The 17269-nt window shown below is 55.4% G+C and carries 18 protein-coding genes; 10 read left to right on the top strand and 8 right to left on the bottom strand.

What is annotated here, in order from left to right:
* Entirely contained in the window at positions 1 to 762 is a 762-nt protein-coding gene (locus tag KGA69_RS18760; RefSeq protein WP_047050919.1) for a DeoR/GlpR family DNA-binding transcription regulator, read from the top strand.
* A 9-nt stretch (positions 763 to 771) separates the two neighbouring features.
* On the opposite strand, the gene ptrR is transcribed toward KGA69_RS18760, so the two are convergent.
* Positions 772 to 1650 (bottom strand): putrescine utilization regulator PtrR, encoded by an 879-nt coding sequence (gene ptrR, locus KGA69_RS18755; RefSeq protein ID WP_213292579.1) that lies wholly within the window; start codon positions 1648 to 1650, stop codon positions 772 to 774.
* Positions 1651 to 1755: 105 nt separating this feature from the next.
* Here ptrR and sad point away from each other — a divergent pair, with 105 nt between their 5' ends.
* The 7 genes from sad to KGA69_RS18720 all read left to right on the top strand — a co-directional run bounded on the left by sad (position 1756) and on the right by KGA69_RS18720 (position 8886).
* Positions 1756 to 3141, top strand: coding sequence for a succinate-semialdehyde dehydrogenase (sad, locus tag KGA69_RS18750; protein ID WP_213292578.1), 1386 nt, complete (start codon positions 1756 to 1758; stop codon positions 3139 to 3141).
* Positions 3142 to 3221: 80 nt separating this feature from the next.
* On the top strand, positions 3222 to 4148 hold the full coding sequence (glsB, locus tag KGA69_RS18745) for a glutaminase B (protein ID WP_045394518.1): 927 nt from the start codon (positions 3222 to 3224) through the stop codon (positions 4146 to 4148).
* Positions 4148 to 4516 carry a DUF4186 domain-containing protein gene (locus tag KGA69_RS18740; RefSeq protein ID WP_047050917.1) on the top strand — a complete coding sequence of 123 codons (369 nt, stop codon included), beginning with the start codon at positions 4148 to 4150 and terminating at the stop codon, positions 4514 to 4516. The genes glsB and KGA69_RS18740 overlap by 1 nt, the downstream gene beginning before the upstream one ends.
* A gap of 115 nt (positions 4517 to 4631) precedes the next feature.
* Positions 4632 to 6053 (top strand): GGDEF domain-containing protein, encoded by a 1422-nt coding sequence (locus tag KGA69_RS18735; RefSeq protein WP_045394513.1) that lies wholly within the window; start codon positions 4632 to 4634, stop codon positions 6051 to 6053.
* Positions 6054 to 6134: 81 nt separating this feature from the next.
* On the top strand, positions 6135 to 6674 hold the full coding sequence (locus KGA69_RS18730) for a GNAT family N-acetyltransferase (RefSeq protein WP_213292577.1): 540 nt from the start codon (positions 6135 to 6137) through the stop codon (positions 6672 to 6674).
* A gap of 103 nt (positions 6675 to 6777) precedes the next feature.
* Positions 6778 to 8229: a tagaturonate reductase gene (locus tag KGA69_RS18725; protein WP_045394508.1), complete on the top strand. Its 1452-nt coding sequence runs from the start codon at positions 6778 to 6780 to the stop codon at positions 8227 to 8229.
* 216 nt (positions 8230 to 8445) lie between these two features.
* Positions 8446 to 8886 (top strand): GNAT family N-acetyltransferase, encoded by a 441-nt coding sequence (locus KGA69_RS18720; RefSeq protein WP_045394506.1) that lies wholly within the window; start codon positions 8446 to 8448, stop codon positions 8884 to 8886.
* A gap of 159 nt (positions 8887 to 9045) precedes the next feature.
* On the opposite strand, the gene denD is transcribed toward KGA69_RS18720, so the two are convergent.
* The 5 genes from denD to otnK all read right to left on the bottom strand — a co-directional run bounded on the left by denD (position 9046) and on the right by otnK (position 14102).
* Complete coding sequence (gene denD, locus KGA69_RS18715; RefSeq protein ID WP_063447044.1) at positions 9046 to 10029, bottom strand: D-erythronate dehydrogenase; 984 nt, start codon at positions 10027 to 10029, stop codon at positions 9046 to 9048.
* A 19-nt stretch (positions 10030 to 10048) separates the two neighbouring features.
* A complete protein-coding gene (locus tag KGA69_RS18710) occupies positions 10049 to 11365 on the bottom strand; it encodes an MFS transporter (protein WP_213292576.1) in 1317 nt (438 codons plus the stop codon).
* Positions 11366 to 11428: 63 nt separating this feature from the next.
* Entirely contained in the window at positions 11429 to 12208 is a 780-nt protein-coding gene (otnI, locus tag KGA69_RS18705) for a 2-oxo-tetronate isomerase (RefSeq protein ID WP_049059765.1), read from the bottom strand.
* The gene (locus KGA69_RS18700; protein ID WP_045394494.1) at positions 12208 to 12837 is read right to left on the bottom strand and encodes a 3-oxo-tetronate 4-phosphate decarboxylase; all 630 of its coding nucleotides are present in this window, start codon (positions 12835 to 12837) and stop codon (positions 12208 to 12210) included. The genes otnI and KGA69_RS18700 overlap by 1 nt, the downstream gene beginning before the upstream one ends.
* Positions 12834 to 14102, bottom strand: coding sequence for a 3-oxo-tetronate kinase (gene otnK, locus KGA69_RS18695; protein WP_213292575.1), 1269 nt, complete (start codon positions 14100 to 14102; stop codon positions 12834 to 12836). The genes KGA69_RS18700 and otnK overlap by 4 nt, the downstream gene beginning before the upstream one ends.
* Positions 14103 to 14323: 221 nt before the next feature.
* On the opposite strand from otnK, the gene KGA69_RS18690 reads away from it, so the two are divergent.
* The gene (locus KGA69_RS18690; RefSeq protein ID WP_045394489.1) at positions 14324 to 15097 is read left to right on the top strand and encodes a DeoR/GlpR family DNA-binding transcription regulator; all 774 of its coding nucleotides are present in this window, start codon (positions 14324 to 14326) and stop codon (positions 15095 to 15097) included.
* Here KGA69_RS18690 and tam read toward each other — a convergent pair.
* Positions 15063 to 15851 (bottom strand): trans-aconitate 2-methyltransferase, encoded by a 789-nt coding sequence (gene tam, locus KGA69_RS18685; RefSeq protein WP_045394486.1) that lies wholly within the window; start codon positions 15849 to 15851, stop codon positions 15063 to 15065. The two genes, KGA69_RS18690 and tam, sit on opposite strands and share 35 nt — an antisense overlap.
* Positions 15852 to 16029: 178 nt before the next feature.
* Here tam and KGA69_RS18680 point away from each other — a divergent pair, with 178 nt between their 5' ends.
* On the top strand, positions 16030 to 16830 hold the full coding sequence (locus tag KGA69_RS18680; protein WP_213292574.1) for an MBL fold metallo-hydrolase: 801 nt from the start codon (positions 16030 to 16032) through the stop codon (positions 16828 to 16830).
* Positions 16831 to 16836: 6 nt separating this feature from the next.
* Here KGA69_RS18680 and KGA69_RS18675 read toward each other — a convergent pair whose 3' ends face one another.
* Positions 16837 to 17127: a hypothetical protein gene (locus KGA69_RS18675; protein WP_015366702.1), complete on the bottom strand. Its 291-nt coding sequence runs from the start codon at positions 17125 to 17127 to the stop codon at positions 16837 to 16839.
* Positions 17128 to 17269 lie beyond the last annotated feature (142 nt).

Raw genomic sequence — 17269 nt, 5'->3', positions numbered from 1 at the left:
ATGAAGGGATATAATCGGTTAGAGCAGATTATGGACTTCCTGAAAAGCCATAATCTGGTAACGGTCGACCAACTGGTTGCGGTAACCAACGCCTCGCCGGCGACCATTCGTCGCGATCTGATTAAACTCGATCAGGAAGGGGTAATTAGCCGTACCCACGGCGGCGTGACGCTCAACCGATTTATTCCCACACAGCCGACGACGCTGGAAAAAGCGCAGCGTAGTCCGCAGGAGAAGTACGCCATCGCGAAAGCGGCGGCGTCGCTTATCAAGGCCGGCGATGCCATTGTGCTGGACGCCGGTACCACTATGATTGAACTGGCGCGACAGATTACGCATCTGCCGCTGCGGGTCATCACCAGCGATCTGCATATCGCACTGTTTCTGGCTGAATTCAAACAGATTGAAGTGACGATTATCGGCGGGCGCATCGATGACAGCAGCCAGTCGTGTATTGGCGAACATGGGCGACGCCTGCTGCAGAATGTGTGGCCGGATCTGGCGTTCGTCAGCTGTAACGGTTGGGATTTGCAAAAGGGCATTACCGCGCCGACGGAAGAGAAGGCGGCGCTGAAACGCGATCTGATTGCCAACGCCCGGCGGCGGATCCTGCTGGCCGACAGTTCGAAATACGGCGCCTGGTCACTGTTCAATATCGCGCACCTCGACTCGCTCACGGACATTATCACCGACGCGCATTTGCCGACGGAAACCCGCGAGGCGCTCCTGGAGCTATCGCCGCGGCTGATTATCGCCGATTAACGTCCGCCATCATGTCGCGCTTGCCGCCTGACGATCCTCGTTCAGCAATTCAATAAATGCCTCCAGCTGGCGCGTCTTCGCGCCGCGCCGCCATACAAGCCAGGTCGTCAGCCAGCGCCACTCTTCGGCGAGCGGCCAGGCGGAAACCTGCTGATGGCCGGGCATACTCTCCAGCATACTGCGCGGGATCAGCGCCAGCCCGGCGCCGGCAATCACGCAGGCTAACATACCGTGGTAGGACTCCATCTCATGGATCCTTCCGGGCGTCGCGCGGTCGGCGTGAAACCAGCTCTCAAAATGGCGGCGGTAAGAGCAGTTGGCGCGAAATGCGTAAACGTTCGCGCCGTTAACCTCGCTGGCGCGCGTCACCGGCGCATGGCCATAGGGGGCGACGATCATTATCTCTTCCGGGAACACCGGCAGCCCCTCCAGACCGGGGTGAACCAGCGGACCGTCAACGAACGCCGCGCTCAGCGCGCCTTCCAGCACGCCGTCAATCATGGTGCCGGACGGGCCGGTGGATAATGCCAGGTGGATCTTCGGGTAGCGCTGGTTGAAAAGGGCTAACGTGGTTGGGATGCGCACGGCAGCGGTGCTTTCCAATGATCCGAGGGAAAACAGCCCTTGCGGCTCATCGCCAGCGACCACCATCCGCGATTCATCGACTAACGCCAGGATTTGCTGGCTGTAGCGTAAAAAACTGTGCCCGGCCGGCGACAGACGTAGCCGCTGATTCTCGCGAATAAATAGCTCGACGCCGAGGTCGGCCTCCAGTTGGCGAATGCGGGTGGTCAGATTCGACGGGACACGATGCACCTTCTGCGCGGCCTGGGTAATACTGCCGGTGCTGGCGACGGCGTTAAACATCTCAAGCTGGGTTAAGTCCATACTATTCTTCTTTTGTGAATACGTTGCTTAATATTATTCATTTTCAATGAAAGGAAGGGTAGGCCACACTATCCATACTTCGCAATCCCTACAGAGAGAATAACCATGAATTTATCTGCCACCCATGCGGTTTCCGTTAACCCGACCACTGGTGAAGTCGTGTCGTCTCTGCCGTGGTCAACCGAACAACAAGTGGATTCAGCCATCGCTCTGGCGCAACAGGCTTTTCGCCAGTGGCGCCACGTAGCGGTCACCGACCGCGCCGCCGCGCTGCGTAAAGTCGGCAGCGCAATGCGCGCCCGTGGCGAAGAGCTGGCGCAAATGATCAGCCTTGAAATGGGTAAGCCTATCGCCCAGGCGCGCGGCGAAGTGAGTAAATCGGCCAATCTCTGCGACTGGTATGCCGAGCATGGCCCGGCGATGCTGGCGACCGAAGCCACCCAGGTAGAAGATAATAAGGCGGTGATTGAATATCGTCCGCTGGGGCCGATTCTGGCGGTGATGCCGTGGAACTTCCCGGTCTGGCAGGTTCTGCGCGGCGCGGTACCGATTCTGCTGGCAGGGAATAGCTATCTGCTGAAGCATGCGCCAAATGTGATGGGCAGCGCGCAGCTGCTGGGCGAACTGTTTGCTGAAGCGGGACTGCCGGCTGGCGTTTTTGGCTGGATCAACGCCACGAACGAGGGCGTTTCGCAAATTATCAATGACGACCGTATCGCGGCGGTCACGGTGACCGGTAGCGTACGCGCCGGGCGGGCAATCGGCGCTCAGGCCGGCGCAGCGCTGAAAAAATGCGTGCTGGAGCTTGGTGGTTCCGATCCCTTTATCGTGCTCAACGATGCCGATCTGGACGAAGCGGTAAAAGCCGCCGTCATCGGCCGTTATCAGAATAGCGGACAGGTCTGCGCGGCGTCGAAACGCTTTATTGTGGAAGCGGGTATTGCCGACGCTTTTAGCAAAAAATTCGTGGCCGCGGTGGCGGCGTTGAAAATGGGCGACCCGCGCGACGAGCAAAATTATATCGGTCCGATGGCGCGTTTCGATCTGCGCGATGAACTGCATCAACAGGTGGAAGCCACGCTGAAAGAAGGGGCAACGCTGCTGCTTGGCGGCGAGAAAATCGCCGGCGCCGGTAACTATTACGCGCCAACGGTGCTGGCCAACGTTACCCCCGAGATGACCGGTTTTCGTCAGGAGCTTTTCGGACCGGTGGCTACCATCAGCGAAGCCCGCGACGCGGCGCATGCGCTTGAACTGGCTAACGATAGCGAGTTTGGCCTTTCCGCAACCGTATTTACGTCAAGCAGCGCGGAAGCGGAACGTTTTTCTCGTGGTCTGGAGTGTGGCGGGGTATTTATCAATGGCTATAGTGCCAGCGATGCCCGCGTGGCTTTCGGCGGCGTGAAGAAAAGCGGCTTTGGTCGGGAACTGTCGCATTTTGGCTTGCATGAGTTCTGCAATATTCAAACCGTATGGAAAGACCGTCGCTAATCGACGTTAGCGCCTGACGTCCGTCGTCGCGCTCTGCTATACTCGCCACCCGAATTTCGATGGTGGGCAAGGAGCCGAGTGTGGCGACGGTTATTAATAATGCAATGCTGGATGCCGTTCTGGCAGAAATCAGGCCGCTGATTGGGCGCGGCAAGGTAGCGGACTACATTCCCGCTCTGGCGCGCGTTAGCGGCAATAAACTTGGCGTCGCTATCTGTACGGTTGACGGCCAGCACTATAGTGCCGGCGATGCCCACGAACGCTTCTCGATTCAATCTATCTCGAAGGTGCTCAGTCTGGTGGTGGCGATGAACCATTATCAGGAAGAGGAGATCTGGCAACGCGTCGGTAAAGATCCCTCCGGCCAGCCCTTTAACTCCTTACTGCAGCTGGAAATCGAGCAGGGCAAACCGCGTAACCCCTTTATCAACGCCGGAGCGTTGGTGGTTTGCGACATGCTGCAAAGCCGCCTGAGCGCGCCGCGTCAGAGAATGCTGGAGATCGTGCGTCGGCTGAGCGGGGTGGACGATATTGCCTATGATTCGGTGGTCGCGCGATCCGAGTTCGAACACTCTGCACGTAACGCCGCCATCGCCTGGCTGATGAAATCTTTCGGCAATTTCCATAACGATGTCGCCACGGTGCTACAAAACTATTTCCACTACTGCTCGCTGGAGATGAGCTGCGTCGAGCTGGCGCGGACCTTCCTGTTCCTCGCCGATCGGGGGATTGCCCCGCATCTGGCGGATCCGGTCATCGCGCCGATACAGTCGCGGCAGGTAAACGCGCTGATGATGACCAGCGGTATGTACCAGAACGCCGGCGAGTTCGCCTGGCGCGTCGGGCTGCCGGCAAAATCCGGCGTCGGCGGCGGCATTGTGGCGATTGTGCCGCAGGAGATGGCGATTGCGGTGTGGAGTCCGGAACTTGATGAGGCCGGTAACTCGCTGGCGGGGATCGCTGTACTGGAGAAACTTACCCAACGTTTAGGAAGATCGGTGTTCTGATGTCTGCAATGGAGACTCTGTTCGCCCGGCTTGGGCGTTCAACGTTCCGTTCACGCTTCCACCTCGGGGCGAAAGAGCGGCAGTATTGTTATGATAAAGGGCCGGAGGTTATCGACAGCCACGCGGCGGATTTTATCGCCAAACGGCTGGCTCCGGCGCAGATCGCTAATGATGGTAAGCAGACGCCGATGCGCGGGCACCCGGTGTTTATCGCTCAGCACGCCACGGCCACCTGCTGCCGCGGCTGTCTGGAAAAATGGCATGCGATCCCGCGCGGACGGGAACTGAGCGGCGAGGAGCAGCGTTACGTCGTCCAGGTGATTCACCATTGGCTGGTCATGGAAATGAATGCGATTACCCGCCGTTAACCTGTAACGCGAAGGCATGGGCAGTATGCCTAACAAATATTCTCATGCTATGATAATCCGCTAACTAATTATTTACATAATAATTGCCTGAAACAATTAGACGGATAATTACTGAATGTCTTCACTGTCGATTCGGTCATTCACGCTATTTCGCGAGGATCAACCGGTGCGCGATGCGCTGGTGTTATTCACGCTGACGATCCTGCTGCACTTTATGGGCGCCATGCTGCGTCTGGTGCAGGAGCTTTCGTTCTTTTGGCCGCTCAATGCCGTCATGGCAGGTATTTTCGCACGCTACGTCTGGCTAAATCGCAGCTATTTTTACGCTATTTGTTTTGCCGCGATGCTGGTTTATGACGGCCTGACTTCCCGTTGGGGCATGGGTTTTGCGTCGCTGCTGATTAACTTCTCCAATATCGTCTTTATCGTTATTCTGGCGCAACTGGTGCTGTGGGATAAGCGGCGCGCCGATTCGATGCCGGGGCCAATTAACGCTCTGAATCTGTTTTGTTATTGCCTGCTGGCGGCGCTGGTGTGCGCCGCGGTAGGCGCGCTGGGTTCGGTTGATGTTGAACGGGCGACGTTCATTCCGCAACTGGCGGACTGGTTTAGCGAGCAGTTCTCGACCGCGGTACTCATCTTGCCGTTTATTCTGACCCTGACGCTGCCCTCGGTACTGGGCCGTTTTCGCTTTAGCCAACTGCTGCCGGTTATCGCGCTGGTGTTATCGATAGCGCTCGGCGTGGCGGTAGGCGGCGCCGGAAGCCTGACCTTCCCGTTGCCGGCCTTGATCTGGTGCGCGATTCGCTATCCCTTGCCGCTGACCTGCCTGCTGACATTTATGACCGGTATCACGGAAATTCTGCTGGTGGCGAACTCACTTATTCATCTTTCGCCGGATGCGCGTCCTCAGCCGTGGCAGCTGTTTTCAACCCGTCTTGGTATGGCGGCGATGCTGATTAGTCCGGTGATCGTGGCGACCAGCGTCGAGGCTATCAATAACCTGGTCAAACAGCTGGCGCTCCGCGCTGACTTTGATTTTCAGACCCGCGTTTACTCGCGCTCCGGTTTGGGCGAGGCGCTGAAACGTCAGGCGCCGCAGGCGAATAAACAGCTCTCGGTGATGGTGCTGGATATCGACGGTTTTAAACGGGTGAATGATACCTGGGGTCATGAATGCGGTGACTGCGTGCTGGCCCAGTTTGCCCAGCGCGTACGTGAACTGGCAGGCGAAGAGGGAATGGTGGCGCGTATCGGCGGGGAAGAGTTTGCCGTCGCGGCGCTGCTCGATAATGCTCAACAATCCCATCTGCTGGCAGAAAAAATTCGCCAGGGAATCGAGTCGGAAACCTTCACCTGGGGGCAGCAGCGTATTCGCCTGACGGTGAGTCTTGGCCTGCAGTGCCGTGAAGTGGGTGAAGGACGGATCGCCGAGCTGTTTAATCAGCTGCTAATGGAAGCGGATGACCTGTTAGTCAACGCCAAGCAGGCCGGGCGCAATCGTGTTTGCGTGCAGGCGCTGCCTGACGGCGTGTGATAAGAAAATCCAATGGTCTTTTAGCTTGAGTTAAATATTAGTTAAAAACATAGTGATGTGGTCATTATCAGGGAGCAACCCATGGCCACACCTATTTCACTTCGCACGCTGACGCGTGAATCCATTCTTGAACATCTTCCGCAATTAAATGAAATCCTCGCCAGCTGCGTTAACGGCGGGGCTTCGGTCAGTTTTATGCAGCCGTTTTCGCCGGACACCGGCGAGCGATTCTGGCATCGGATGGCGCAAAGCGTCGCCGCCGGTGAGCGGATTGTGCTGGCGGCAGAAAACCAACAACGGCAGATAGTGGGGACCGTCCAGTTGATTATCGACCAACCGGAAAACCAGCCGCACCGTGCCGATATCGCCAAGCTTTTGGTTCACCAAAATGCGCGCCGACAGGGGATCGCCGGGTTACTGATGAGCGAGCTTGAGGCTATTGCACTGGCGCACGGGAAAACGGTGCTGGTGCTGGATACCGCGACCGGCAGCGGAGCGGAACGCTTCTATCAGCAGTGCGGCTGGCAAAAAGCGGGGGAAATTCCGCAGTTTGCCTTAATGCCTGACGGTGAAATGACGGGCACCTCGCTGTTCTATAAGATCCTCCCGACAGCAGATTAATACGAAGAGGTTTGATCAAAACGGGGTTTCGCCAACCATAAAACCTGATAACTTATTGGACCAATTACTCAGGTTGTATGACTACTCTAAGAGGGAACCCATTGTGAAAACCTTAAACCGTCGTGATTTCCCCGGCGCGCAGTACCCTGAACGTATCATCCAGTTTGGTGAAGGTAACTTCCTGCGCGCGTTTGTTGACTGGCAGATTGACCTGCTTAACGAGCATACTGACCTGAATGCTGGCGTGGTCATCGTCCGCCCCATCGCCAGCGATTTCCCGCCGTCGCTGAGCACTCAGGATGGCCTCTACACCACGATTATTCGCGGATTGAATGAAAAGGGCGAGGCGGTCAGCGATGCGCGTCTTATTCGTTCGGTAAACCGCGAAATTAGCGCCTACCACGATTACGATGAATTTCTGCGCCTGGCGCACAATCCGGACATTCGTTTTGTCTTCTCCAACACCACGGAGGCCGGTATTAGTTACCATGCGGGCGACCGTTTCGACGATGCGCCCGCGGTAAGTTATCCGGCGAAACTGACGCGGCTGCTATATGAGCGCTTCAGCCATTTTGCCGGCGCTGCTGATAAAGGCTGGGTTATCATCCCTTGTGAGCTCATTGATTATAACGGCGAGGCGCTGCGTGAACTGGTGCTGCGCTATGCACGTGAATGGGCGCTGCCGGCAGCTTTCGCCGCCTGGCTTGCGGAGGCGAACACCTTCTGTTCGACGCTGGTGGACCGCATCGTGACCGGCTATCCGCGCGATGAAGCGGAGCAGATTGAAACGCAGCTTGGCTATAACGACGCCTTTCTTGATACCGCCGAGCACTTTTACCTGTTCGTGATCCAGGGGCCGAAATCGCTGGCCGCCGAACTGCGCCTCGATAAATTACCGCTCAACGTGCTGATTGTTGACGATATCAAACCGTATAAAGAACGAAAGGTCGCGATTCTCAACGGTGCGCATACCGCACTGGTGCCGGTGGCCTGGCAGGCGGGTCTGGACACCGTTGGTGAAGCGATGAACGACGCGGAAGTCTGCGCATTTGTCGAAAAAGCGATATACCAGGAGATTATCCCGGTTCTCGATCTGCCGCGCGATGAGCTGGAATCGTTCGCCAGCGCGGTAACAGGACGCTTCCGCAATCCCTATATCAAGCACCAACTGTTATCTATCGCCCTTAATGGCATGACTAAATTCCGCACTCGTATCCTGCCGCAATTGCTGGCAGGGCAGAAGCAGAGCGGTAAGCTCCCTGCGCGCCTGACTTTCGCGCTGGCGGCGCTGATCGCCTTCTACCGCGGCGAACGTAACGGTGAAGTCTACCCGGTTCAGGACGACGCGGAGTGGATCGAACGCTTCCAGTCGTTGTGGGCGCAGCATCGCGACGGCCAGCTTGCAACGCGGGACCTGGTAACGTCGGTGTTGTCGGTAGAAACGCACTGGCAGCAGGATCTGACGAAGGTGCCGGGGCTGACGGCGCTGGTGACGGCCGATCTCGAGGCTATTTTACGTGATGGCATGCGCAGTGCCGTAAAACCGCTGTGCTAAACGCTCCACTGCAATGACCCGGCATGCTGCCGGGTTAATTTTTATTATTAGTTACAACATTCTGATTATTATTAGCAATAAACCGTTGCAGTAACGCCATACCCGCATCGCTTAGTAGGGAGGAAAAAGATGAAATGTGCACTCGGCGCTTGAAGTCATTTTCAGAAAGCAAAATAATGACTTAACGATGACGTTTAGCGTGCGGAGATCCCATCAATGAATATCGACATTCGTGAACCTGCCGACCGGGATTACAGCGCCTGGCGAGCGTTATGGGAGGGGTACACGCAGTTCTATAATAGCCCGCAGCCGGACAGCGTCACCGAACATACCTGGCGGCGTTTGCTGGACCCGCATTCACCGGTAATCGGCCGGGTGGCCGTGGTTGATGGCGAGGTGCTGGGGTTTGCTATCTGCGTACTGCACGAAGGCACCTGGGTGACGACGCCAATTTGTTATCTGGAAGACCTGTTTGTTGCGCCAAAAGCCCGCGGACGGGGAGTCGCGAGAACGCTGATTCAAACCCTGCAGGCTGAAGGTAAAATTCAGGGATGGTCGCGGCTGTACTGGCACACCCGTCACGATAATCCTGCACGCCGACTGTATGATGAATTCACCCCTGCGGACGATTATGTTCGGTATCTGATGAAGCTCTAGCTGTGCGACACAGGAGAAGCAACATGGAAAAACGAATCGAAACTACCGTTAATCTGATTATGTTTCTGTCGTTACTGGCCACCGCCTGGGATCTTTCGCTGGTTCACGACTTCCCCTGGTAACATGCAGCGGCGCCGTCGGGCGCCGCTGGTACCGAACCTATTTGAGGTAATCCGCCATATACTCTTCGATCATTTCGCTGAAGCTGTGGTTGGCGCTAAACCCAAGACGCTGAGCGTAACGCGTGTCGAAATCGCCGGGCCATGAATTGACAATGCGTTCAATGGCGGCATCGGGGGTGAAGGTGATGCGCTGCGCGACCTCACCGCCGGCAACCTGGCGTAACGCCGCGATCATCTGTTCGACGCTGACCGACAGCCCGCAGAGATTAATCACCCGACCGTCCGTCAACTGTGCTTCTGCCAGTTCATGTCCGTGAATTAAAGCTTTAATTGCGTTACGTGGCGACAACAGCCATAAACGAGTATCCGCCGGGACCGGGCAAACGGCGGGTTCTCCATTAAGAGGCTCGCGGATAATACCGCTGGCAAAACTCGATGCCGCCTGATTGGGCCTTCCCGGACGCACGACGATGGTGGGCATGCGCAGACTTCTGCCATTAAGCCAACCGCGTCGGCTGTAATCCGCCAGTAACAGATCGCAAATCGCTTTTTGCGTACCGTAAGAACTCTGCGGCAACCATACCTGTGAATCGCTCACTTTTTCCGGCAAGTCGCCGCCGAACACCGCCACCGAACTGGTGGTCACCAGTTTGACGCTCTGCGGCAGCTGACGCAGGTGCTCCAGCAGTTGGCGGAAGGCATCAACGTTGATTTTCATCCCCAGCTCGAAGTCTTGTTCCGCCTGGCTTGAAACGATGGCGGCTAAATGAAAGACGCTATCGACCTGAGCGGGAATCGCGCTACGTAACCATTCGCTATCGCTGATGTCGCCGGTTAATACTTGTAAACGGCTATCGTCGATCCCCTGTAACGCCACGCGGTCGATAGCGATTAGTCTACCGATTTCTTGCGTTTCGCCCTGCGGGCCGCTTAGCGAACCACGTTGAAGCAGGGCCTTGACCAGTTGGGAGCCAAGAAATCCGGCGGCGCCGGTGACGGCAATCGTTAATGTATTATTCATGGTGATGTTCTCAATATTATTAATGGTTAACCATACGAGCAGGAATGCGGAATATCGCAGCGGCGCCGATAAACAGCGTCGCGGAGATGATTAAGGTGCCGGTTAGCGTCGAATGGGTCATATCGGTGAGCAGGCCCATGATCCACGGCGCGACAAAGCCGGCGAGATTGCCAAAGGAGTTGATTACCGCGATACCGACCGCCGCTGAAGCGCCGCCAAGGAAGGCGGTCGGCAGGCTCCAGAAGAGTGGTAGGGTGCTCAATCCGCCCGCTGCGCCAATTGTTAAGCCGATCATCGCAATCACCAAATCGTGGCTGAACAACGCCGCAATAATCATGCCCAGGCCGCTCATGACGGCGATGGCGGCGAGATGCCAGCGACGTTCTCTGTGTTTATCGGCGCTACGCGAAGCGGCAATCATGGTGACTATCGCTGCGGCATAAGGAATAGCGGTTAACAATCCGACTTTCAGCACATCGCCTTCACCGGCGTTGTGAATCAGCGTTGGCATCCAGAAACTAACGGTATAGAACCCGGCAATCAGGCAGAAATAGATAAAAGTCAGTAACCAGACCTTCGGATTCTTCAGTACGGCCAGCATTGAACCATGCTGCTCGGTTTTATGGCTGCCATCGCTGTGCAGTCGCGCCTCGAGCAACGCTTTTTCGTCATCTGAAAGCCATTTCGCCTGAGCAATGCGGTCGGTAAGCAGAAATATCACCAGTACGCCAATCAGCAGTGATGGCGCGCCTTCAATAATGTACAACCACTTCCAGCCAGCGAGACCGCCGTACTCATGAAAATGGCCCATAATCCAGCCAGAAAGCGGAGCGCCGAGGATCCCCGAAAGCGGCACGGCGGTAGCAAAGAGGGCAAACATCCGCCCGCGGCGATAGCTGGGGAACCAGAACGAAAGATACAGAATTACGCCGGGATAAAAGCCTGATTCCGCCACGCCTAAAAAGAAGCGCACGGTATAAAACTCCAGCGGCGTGCGCACGAATGCCGTCAGCGGCGCGATGAGCGCCCAGGAAATAAGTAAACCGCCAAGTAAACGTCTGGCGCCGAAGCGATGAAGGATCATATTGCTGGGAATTTCAAAAAAGAAAAAGCCGATAAAAAATATTCCCGCGCCGATACCGTAAACGGTATCGGAAAAGGCCAGATCGCTCGACATTTGTAATTTAGCAATACTGACGTTGATCCGGTCAAGATAGGCCAGAATATAGCAAATCATTAATAGGGGCAGCGTGCGGCGGACGACTTTCTTCCACACTAACTCTTCATTTACGGCAGGCGCAACCGCCTCCAGGCTCAACGCAGAGTGGTTTGACATAGTTCTATCTCCAGAAAATGAGCGCGCATCGGCGCTCACTGAGGCATTGATATTATGTGATTTTTAGTTATTTAACCAAGGTTGTGCCCAGCGCAGTCCGGCTTGTGTCCCGGCGCGTGGACTATATTCTGCGGCGACGTAACCCTCATATTTTTCCTGCTCGAGTACGGCGAATATCCATTGATAATCCACTTCGCCGTCAATTGGTTCCTGGCGCGCCGGTACAGATGCGATCTGGATATGGCCGATATACTCTTTAAAGTTTTTCAATAAATAAGTTAGATTGCCATCGACCTGCTGGGCGTGGAAAATATCAAGCTGCAGTCGAATATTATCGCGGTCCGCCTGGCGAATATATTCCATCGCCTGATATTGGCTGGAAAATAAATATCCTGGACGGGTGGCGGGCGATAAACCTTCAAGCAGAATGGTGATGTTATGCGGTTTGGCTCGATCCGCCGCGTAGCGTACGTTGTCAATAAACGTGTTAGCACATTGCTGCCGGTCGAACCCTTCGGTGACGCCCGCCATAACGTGTATCGCCGGGCACTGCAGAGCTGCAGCATAATGAATAGCTAAATCAATGGCTTTGCGGGCTTCCTCTTCACGGCCGGGTAAAGCCGATAACCCCCATTCGCCGCGTGCGGTATCGCCTGCCGGAGTATTGATGCCGATAAGCTTGAGGTGATGTTTCTCTAATTCGTGGGCGACGGTCGCTACGGGATATTCATAGGGAAACCACATCTCCACGGCGTTAAAACCGGCCCTGGCCGCCAGGGAGAAGCGCTCCAGAAGCGGATTTTCGCCGAATAACATCGATAAATTGGCAGCAAGTTTCAACATTATTGCATTCCTCGAAGCACAGTCATTTGTTGATGATCGAGATAGTTCACCGGGCTGTTTTTCAACGTGAAGAACAGGCGGGCGGACGCTTCCATCTCTTCCAGATTGTCGGCGGCATCGCGTAGCGATTTACCCACCACCACCGGACCATGATTAGCCAGCAAAAAAGCCTTATGCTGCGCGGCGCGTTCGCCGAGCCATTGGCCAATCTGCGGATCGCCTGGGCGGAAATAGGGGACAAGCGGTATTTCACCTACCCGCATGACCACATACGGCGTGCAGGCCGGCAGGGTATTAGCCGGATCCAGATCCTGCAGGCAGGATAAAGCCGTCAGGTAGTGGCAATGCAGATGGACGACGGCGCGACACTGCGGATTGTTGCGGTACAGCGCGAGATGAAAACTCACCTCTTTTGAGGGTTTTAACCCCGAGAGCAATTCACCGCTCAGGGTCACGTGCGACAATTCTTCGGCGTTAAGCTCGCCAAGACAGGAGCCTGTCGGGGTGGCCAGAATCGTGCCGTCAGCAAGCTGGACGGAAAGATTGCCCGCCGAACCGGTTGCGTAGCCACGTTGAAAGAAAGAGCGTGCGATAGCCACCATCTGTTGGCGTAAGGATGACTCGTTCATGCGCAAACCTCCGCGGACTGCGCGCGAGCAAAGAAATTGTCATCGCCAAAATTACCCGATTTGAGCAGCAGGAAAAGCGGTCGGGAATCTGCCTTAATCCACGGCACGCCGGGTGAGACCGCGGCGCCAATAGCGAAATGGCGAAGCTCCAGCGCTTGCGTTACCGCGCCGGAGGTTTCTCCACCAGCGACGATGAACCGGCTCACGCCTTGCTGCACAAGTTGTTTTGCCAACAGAGAAAACAGCGCCTCAACGATCAACCGGCTTGGCTCGGCGCCATAGCGCTGCTGGATATTGTGCAGTTCGGCGACCGAAGTGGTGGCATAAATCATAGGCGCCATGTCCGCGTTGGACTGCTTTTTCAGCCATTCAACGATCTGGACGCAGTACTCATCAAGCGTCCAACGTTTATCCAGCAAACCTGCCACGTCCACGGCCAGCGATGGCGCCAGTTGGCGGTATTTTTCCACCTGCGCCTGAGTTCTCATAGAACAGGAGCCGGATAATACTACCGTGCTGGCCGCTGGCGTGGTGACGCTAAAGGGAAGGGAAGGCGCCGTGGCGTTGGCCCAGCAGCGCGCGAGACCGGCGGCTAAGCCGGATCCCCCGGTAACCAGCTTCATATCGTGCAGCGCTTGTCCCTGAATTTGCAGATGTTTATCGTTTAATGCGTCCAGTGCGATATAGCGATAGCCCGCGGCGGATAGGGTTTGGATGCCGTCGCGCACGGCCGCCTCGCCGGACTCCAGCATCTGAGCATTGATAAGGGCGCATGTTCCGCGTGACTGACGTTCCATTAAACGTCGCAGATCGCTGTCATCCATGGGATTGACCGGATGATTGCGCATACCGGATTCCTGGAGCAGGCGATCTTCAACGAATAAATGTCCCTGATACACCGTACGACCGTTAATGGGCAAGGCCGGAGAGATCACCGTGGTTGCGACGCCCAGCGCATCCATTAAGGCATCGGTGACCGGACCGATATTCCCCTCGATCGTGCTATCGAAGGTGGAGCAGTACTTAAAATAAAAACGATCGCACCCTTGTTGTTGCAACCAGCGCAGCGCATTCAGTGACAGTGTCACAGATTCTTTGGCTGGAACAGAACGTGATTTCAGACTCACGACTAATGCGCGAGCATCACCCAGGTAATCTTCTCCTGGGACGCCGCTAAACAGGCTGGTCGCTATTCCGTTATTGGCCAGAAAACTGGCGATATCCGTCGCGCCGGTAAAATCATCGGCAATTATGCCTGCTCTCATATCCAGTCCTCTTCATACAGCGAGTGTTAATTTACGGTACTATCTGTTGTTAAATGTTAATATCAATGATTCAGATGATGAATGCAGCGACGGTGATCACATTAAATAACATTTATTATCTATTTTTCACATGGTGTGGCGCTGTCAATCCGATGTACAGCCCATCTGAATGTGATAAAATGTGAAAATATGAGATGACGAGACACCATCAGGAGAAATCGATGCTGCCGTTGGAAAGACAAGAGAAGATACTGGAAATCATTAAAGACAAAGGGGTGGTCAGCGTCGTCGAACTGGTCGAGGCGCTGGGCGTGTCGCATATGACTATCCGGCGCGATATTCAGCGCCTGGAGCAGCTTAACGTGCTGGCCAGCGTATCAGGGGGCGTGGCCCTGCCGCAACGAACCCGCTTGCTGAATGAACCTTCGCATCGCGATAAGACTCTGATGTTCCCACAGGAAAAGGAAGCTATTGGCCTGGCGGCGCTTAAGCATATTCCGGCGAATAGCACCGTCTATCTGGATGCCGGGACCACGACGCTGGCGTTGGCTGAAAACCTGGTTGAGCGCAAGGATTTGCTGATCGTCACCAATGATTTTGCCATTGCCAATTTGATGATTGAACGCGGGCAGTGTGAATTGATTCATACCGGCGGGCGTCTATGTCGTGAAAATCAGTCAGCCGTTGGCCACCTGACGGCGAAAATGTTAGAGAATCTGTTTATCGATGTCGCGTTTATTTCAGCGTCATCGTGGAATTTACGCGGTCTGTCGACGCCTAACGAAAATAAAGCCATCGTGAAACAGACCGTCGCGAAGGTGAGTGAAAAATGTATCCTGCTAAGCGATTCATCAAAATACGGAAAAATGGCGAATTACCTGATCCTGCCGCTGAGCGAACTTGATGTCATCATCAGCGATGACGGGCTGAGCAGCAGCGTGGTAAATCAACTGAATGCGCTTAACGTTGAGGTCGAACTGGCGACGAGGCGTTAACCAGGCGTCGCGCGACAATAAACAGCCGCGGGAACAATAACAGCACCTTTCCGTTACACTGTAACGGATAGTGTTGCTGTAACAGCGTCAGATAACGCTCTAAAAACACCTTCTTTTCTGCTTCATCAAGATTTTGCAGGTACGGGCGCAGACCGGTCGCCTGCAGCCAGTCAACGATCGCCTGGTGCGATTCCAGAGGGTGATAATAGGTAGTGCGCCAGATGTCTACCTCGCAGCCGCTGTGGGTCAGCATGTCGTAATACTGCTGAACGCTGGGGAGCGGCTGTCGGCCGCTTTCCGGAAATCCCAGTTCTTCAGCAACCTGACGCATCAGAGTATGAGAGGGCTCTTGCCAGTTATCCGGCATCTGAACCGCCAGAACGCCGCCATCGCTTAACTGACCGGCCAGCCGTGGTAACAGCGTTTGATGGTCTCTGAGCCATTGCAAAGAGGCATTGGCATAAATCAGGTCAACCCGCTCTGCGGAATACCAGTCTTCGATATTCGCCGTAACGAATTCGCAATCGGGAAGCGCTTGCGTCGCCTGTTCCAGCATGGCGACGGAATTATCAACGCCGATAATTCGTGCTTCAGGCCAGGTAGCGCGCAGCAAGGCAGTGCTGTTACCGGGGCCGCAGCCCAGATCGACTGCCAGCTTTACCGGCTGTTGCGCAATACGCGCCGTGAGCTCAGCCGCCGGTCGGGTACGCTCATCAGCAAATTTCAGATACAGCGAGGGATTCCAGTCTGCCATAGTCGACCTCAGATTAATGTTCCGCGTTCATCAGCATAGAGGACGTAGCGCGGTTGTGAAGCTGTTTTTTAGTGACGGTGTCACTTTTTTGGGGGTGAAGGGTGCGGCGCTCATCACACAGATTGCAGGGTTTCTTCGTTACACTGGTCGTGCATATATAACAGGGATGAATGATATAATGGCCTTAACCATCAGGGTATTACTGGAAAATCGCCTTGCGGCGCACGCCGACCCGGCGTTGATAGCCAAAGCCGGGCTCAGCCTGCTCATTGAAGATGAAACCAGTAAAGTGCTGTTTGATACCGGCCCGGACGGCAGTTTTCTTGAGAATGCGCAGCGGATGGGGATTAAACTGGAGAATTTGACCGCGACGGTATTATCACACGGCCACTACGATCACTGCGGCGGCGTTCCCTGGCTGCCGGATGAAAGTCGAATTATCTGTCATCCACGGCTTGCCCAACCGCGCTATGCCGCTATCAGCCTTGGCCGGCACGTACGCAAAATCAAAAAACTCTCGCTTGAGCTCGACTATTCCCGCTTTCGCATGGAATGCTACCGGCAGCCGTTTGCCATCAGCGAACGTCTGTTGTGGTCCGGCGAGATCGTGGTAAACCGTCCGCAATCCTTTGGCATTTTAGCCAGTACGCCGTTGACGCCTGATTATATCGTCGATGAAGGCGTCCTTATTTATCTCTCCGACCACGGTCTGGTCATCATCTGCGGCTGCGGACATCGCGGAGTAGAGAACATCGTGCGGCATTGTCAGAATATCACCGGCATTGAGCGGGTCCACGCGTTGATCGGTGGGCTACACCTACGCGCCGCATCTGTCGCCAGGGTCTGGCAGGTCCGAACTTACTTACAGCAGCTACAGGTGGAGAAAATTATGGCCTGTCACTGTACCGGCGCCTGGGGAAAACTGTGGCTCGCCGGCGCACAGGCACCGGCCACCGGCGATATTTTGCAGCTAGCTTAATAAGGATCAGTCGGCATCTTTGAGCATTTCGGCGCGCCGGGCGGTGGCATAGACGAATTCCAGCATCGGCTCAAGGTCAGTATCGTGTCCCGCCTGGATGATTTTGCCACGCAGCCATTCGATTTCGCTGGTGATATCCGGATGAAAAATGTTGTTGTCCTGCGCCTTGCGTAACCATTTGAGAAGAAAATTATTTTTCCCTCTCGCTCCGCCCGATTTCTTCGTTTTTACGTGGATTTTCAGCGCGACCAGAATGCAGTAGTAAAAATGGACGCGCTGGTTGAAACTTTGATGCATGTCGGTATTTCCCGCCAGGGTAAGCCGCTCGCCGCATCAGGCGACGAGTCGAATGGAGCCAGGTCACGGGGGGATCGTTTTGTTGACGACCTCTATCACTGCACCCGTACCGCCCGGCATCCAGGACTGGATGCTCGCGGAA

Origin of the sequence: Klebsiella sp. A52, from assembly GCF_018388785.1 — a bacterium.
Lineage (GTDB): Bacteria > Pseudomonadota > Gammaproteobacteria > Enterobacterales > Enterobacteriaceae > Klebsiella > Klebsiella aerogenes.
The sequence above is the reverse complement of the archived record's forward strand: the minus strand, read 5'-3'. Positions and strand labels throughout refer to the sequence as shown.

Coding starts and splice junctions, on each gene's coding strand:
- denD (WP_063447044.1), bottom strand. CDS start 10,029: ATGAATAATACATTAACGATTGCCGTCACCGGCGCCGCCGGATTTCTT.
- sad (WP_213292578.1), top strand. CDS start 1,756: ATGAATTTATCTGCCACCCATGCGGTTTCCGTTAACCCGACCACTGGT.
- otnK (WP_213292575.1), bottom strand. CDS start 14,102: ATGAGAGCAGGCATAATTGCCGATGATTTTACCGGCGCGACGGATATC.
- KGA69_RS18740 (WP_047050917.1), top strand. CDS start 4,148: ATGTCTGCAATGGAGACTCTGTTCGCCCGGCTTGGGCGTTCAACGTTC.
- KGA69_RS18760 (WP_047050919.1), top strand. CDS start 1: ATGAAGGGATATAATCGGTTAGAGCAGATTATGGACTTCCTGAAAAGC.
- otnI (WP_049059765.1), bottom strand. CDS start 12,208: ATGTTGAAACTTGCTGCCAATTTATCGATGTTATTCGGCGAAAATCCG.
- KGA69_RS18710 (WP_213292576.1), bottom strand. CDS start 11,365: ATGTCAAACCACTCTGCGTTGAGCCTGGAGGCGGTTGCGCCTGCCGTA.
- tam (WP_045394486.1), bottom strand. CDS start 15,851: ATGGCAGACTGGAATCCCTCGCTGTATCTGAAATTTGCTGATGAGCGT.
- KGA69_RS18720 (WP_045394506.1), top strand. CDS start 8,446: ATGAATATCGACATTCGTGAACCTGCCGACCGGGATTACAGCGCCTGG.
- KGA69_RS18690 (WP_045394489.1), top strand. CDS start 14,324: ATGCTGCCGTTGGAAAGACAAGAGAAGATACTGGAAATCATTAAAGAC.
- KGA69_RS18730 (WP_213292577.1), top strand. CDS start 6,135: ATGGCCACACCTATTTCACTTCGCACGCTGACGCGTGAATCCATTCTT.
- ptrR (WP_213292579.1), bottom strand. CDS start 1,650: ATGGACTTAACCCAGCTTGAGATGTTTAACGCCGTCGCCAGCACCGGC.
- KGA69_RS18675 (WP_015366702.1), bottom strand. CDS start 17,127: ATGCATCAAAGTTTCAACCAGCGCGTCCATTTTTACTACTGCATTCTG.
- KGA69_RS18700 (WP_045394494.1), bottom strand. CDS start 12,837: ATGAACGAGTCATCCTTACGCCAACAGATGGTGGCTATCGCACGCTCT.
- KGA69_RS18735 (WP_045394513.1), top strand. CDS start 4,632: ATGTCTTCACTGTCGATTCGGTCATTCACGCTATTTCGCGAGGATCAA.
- KGA69_RS18680 (WP_213292574.1), top strand. CDS start 16,030: ATGGCCTTAACCATCAGGGTATTACTGGAAAATCGCCTTGCGGCGCAC.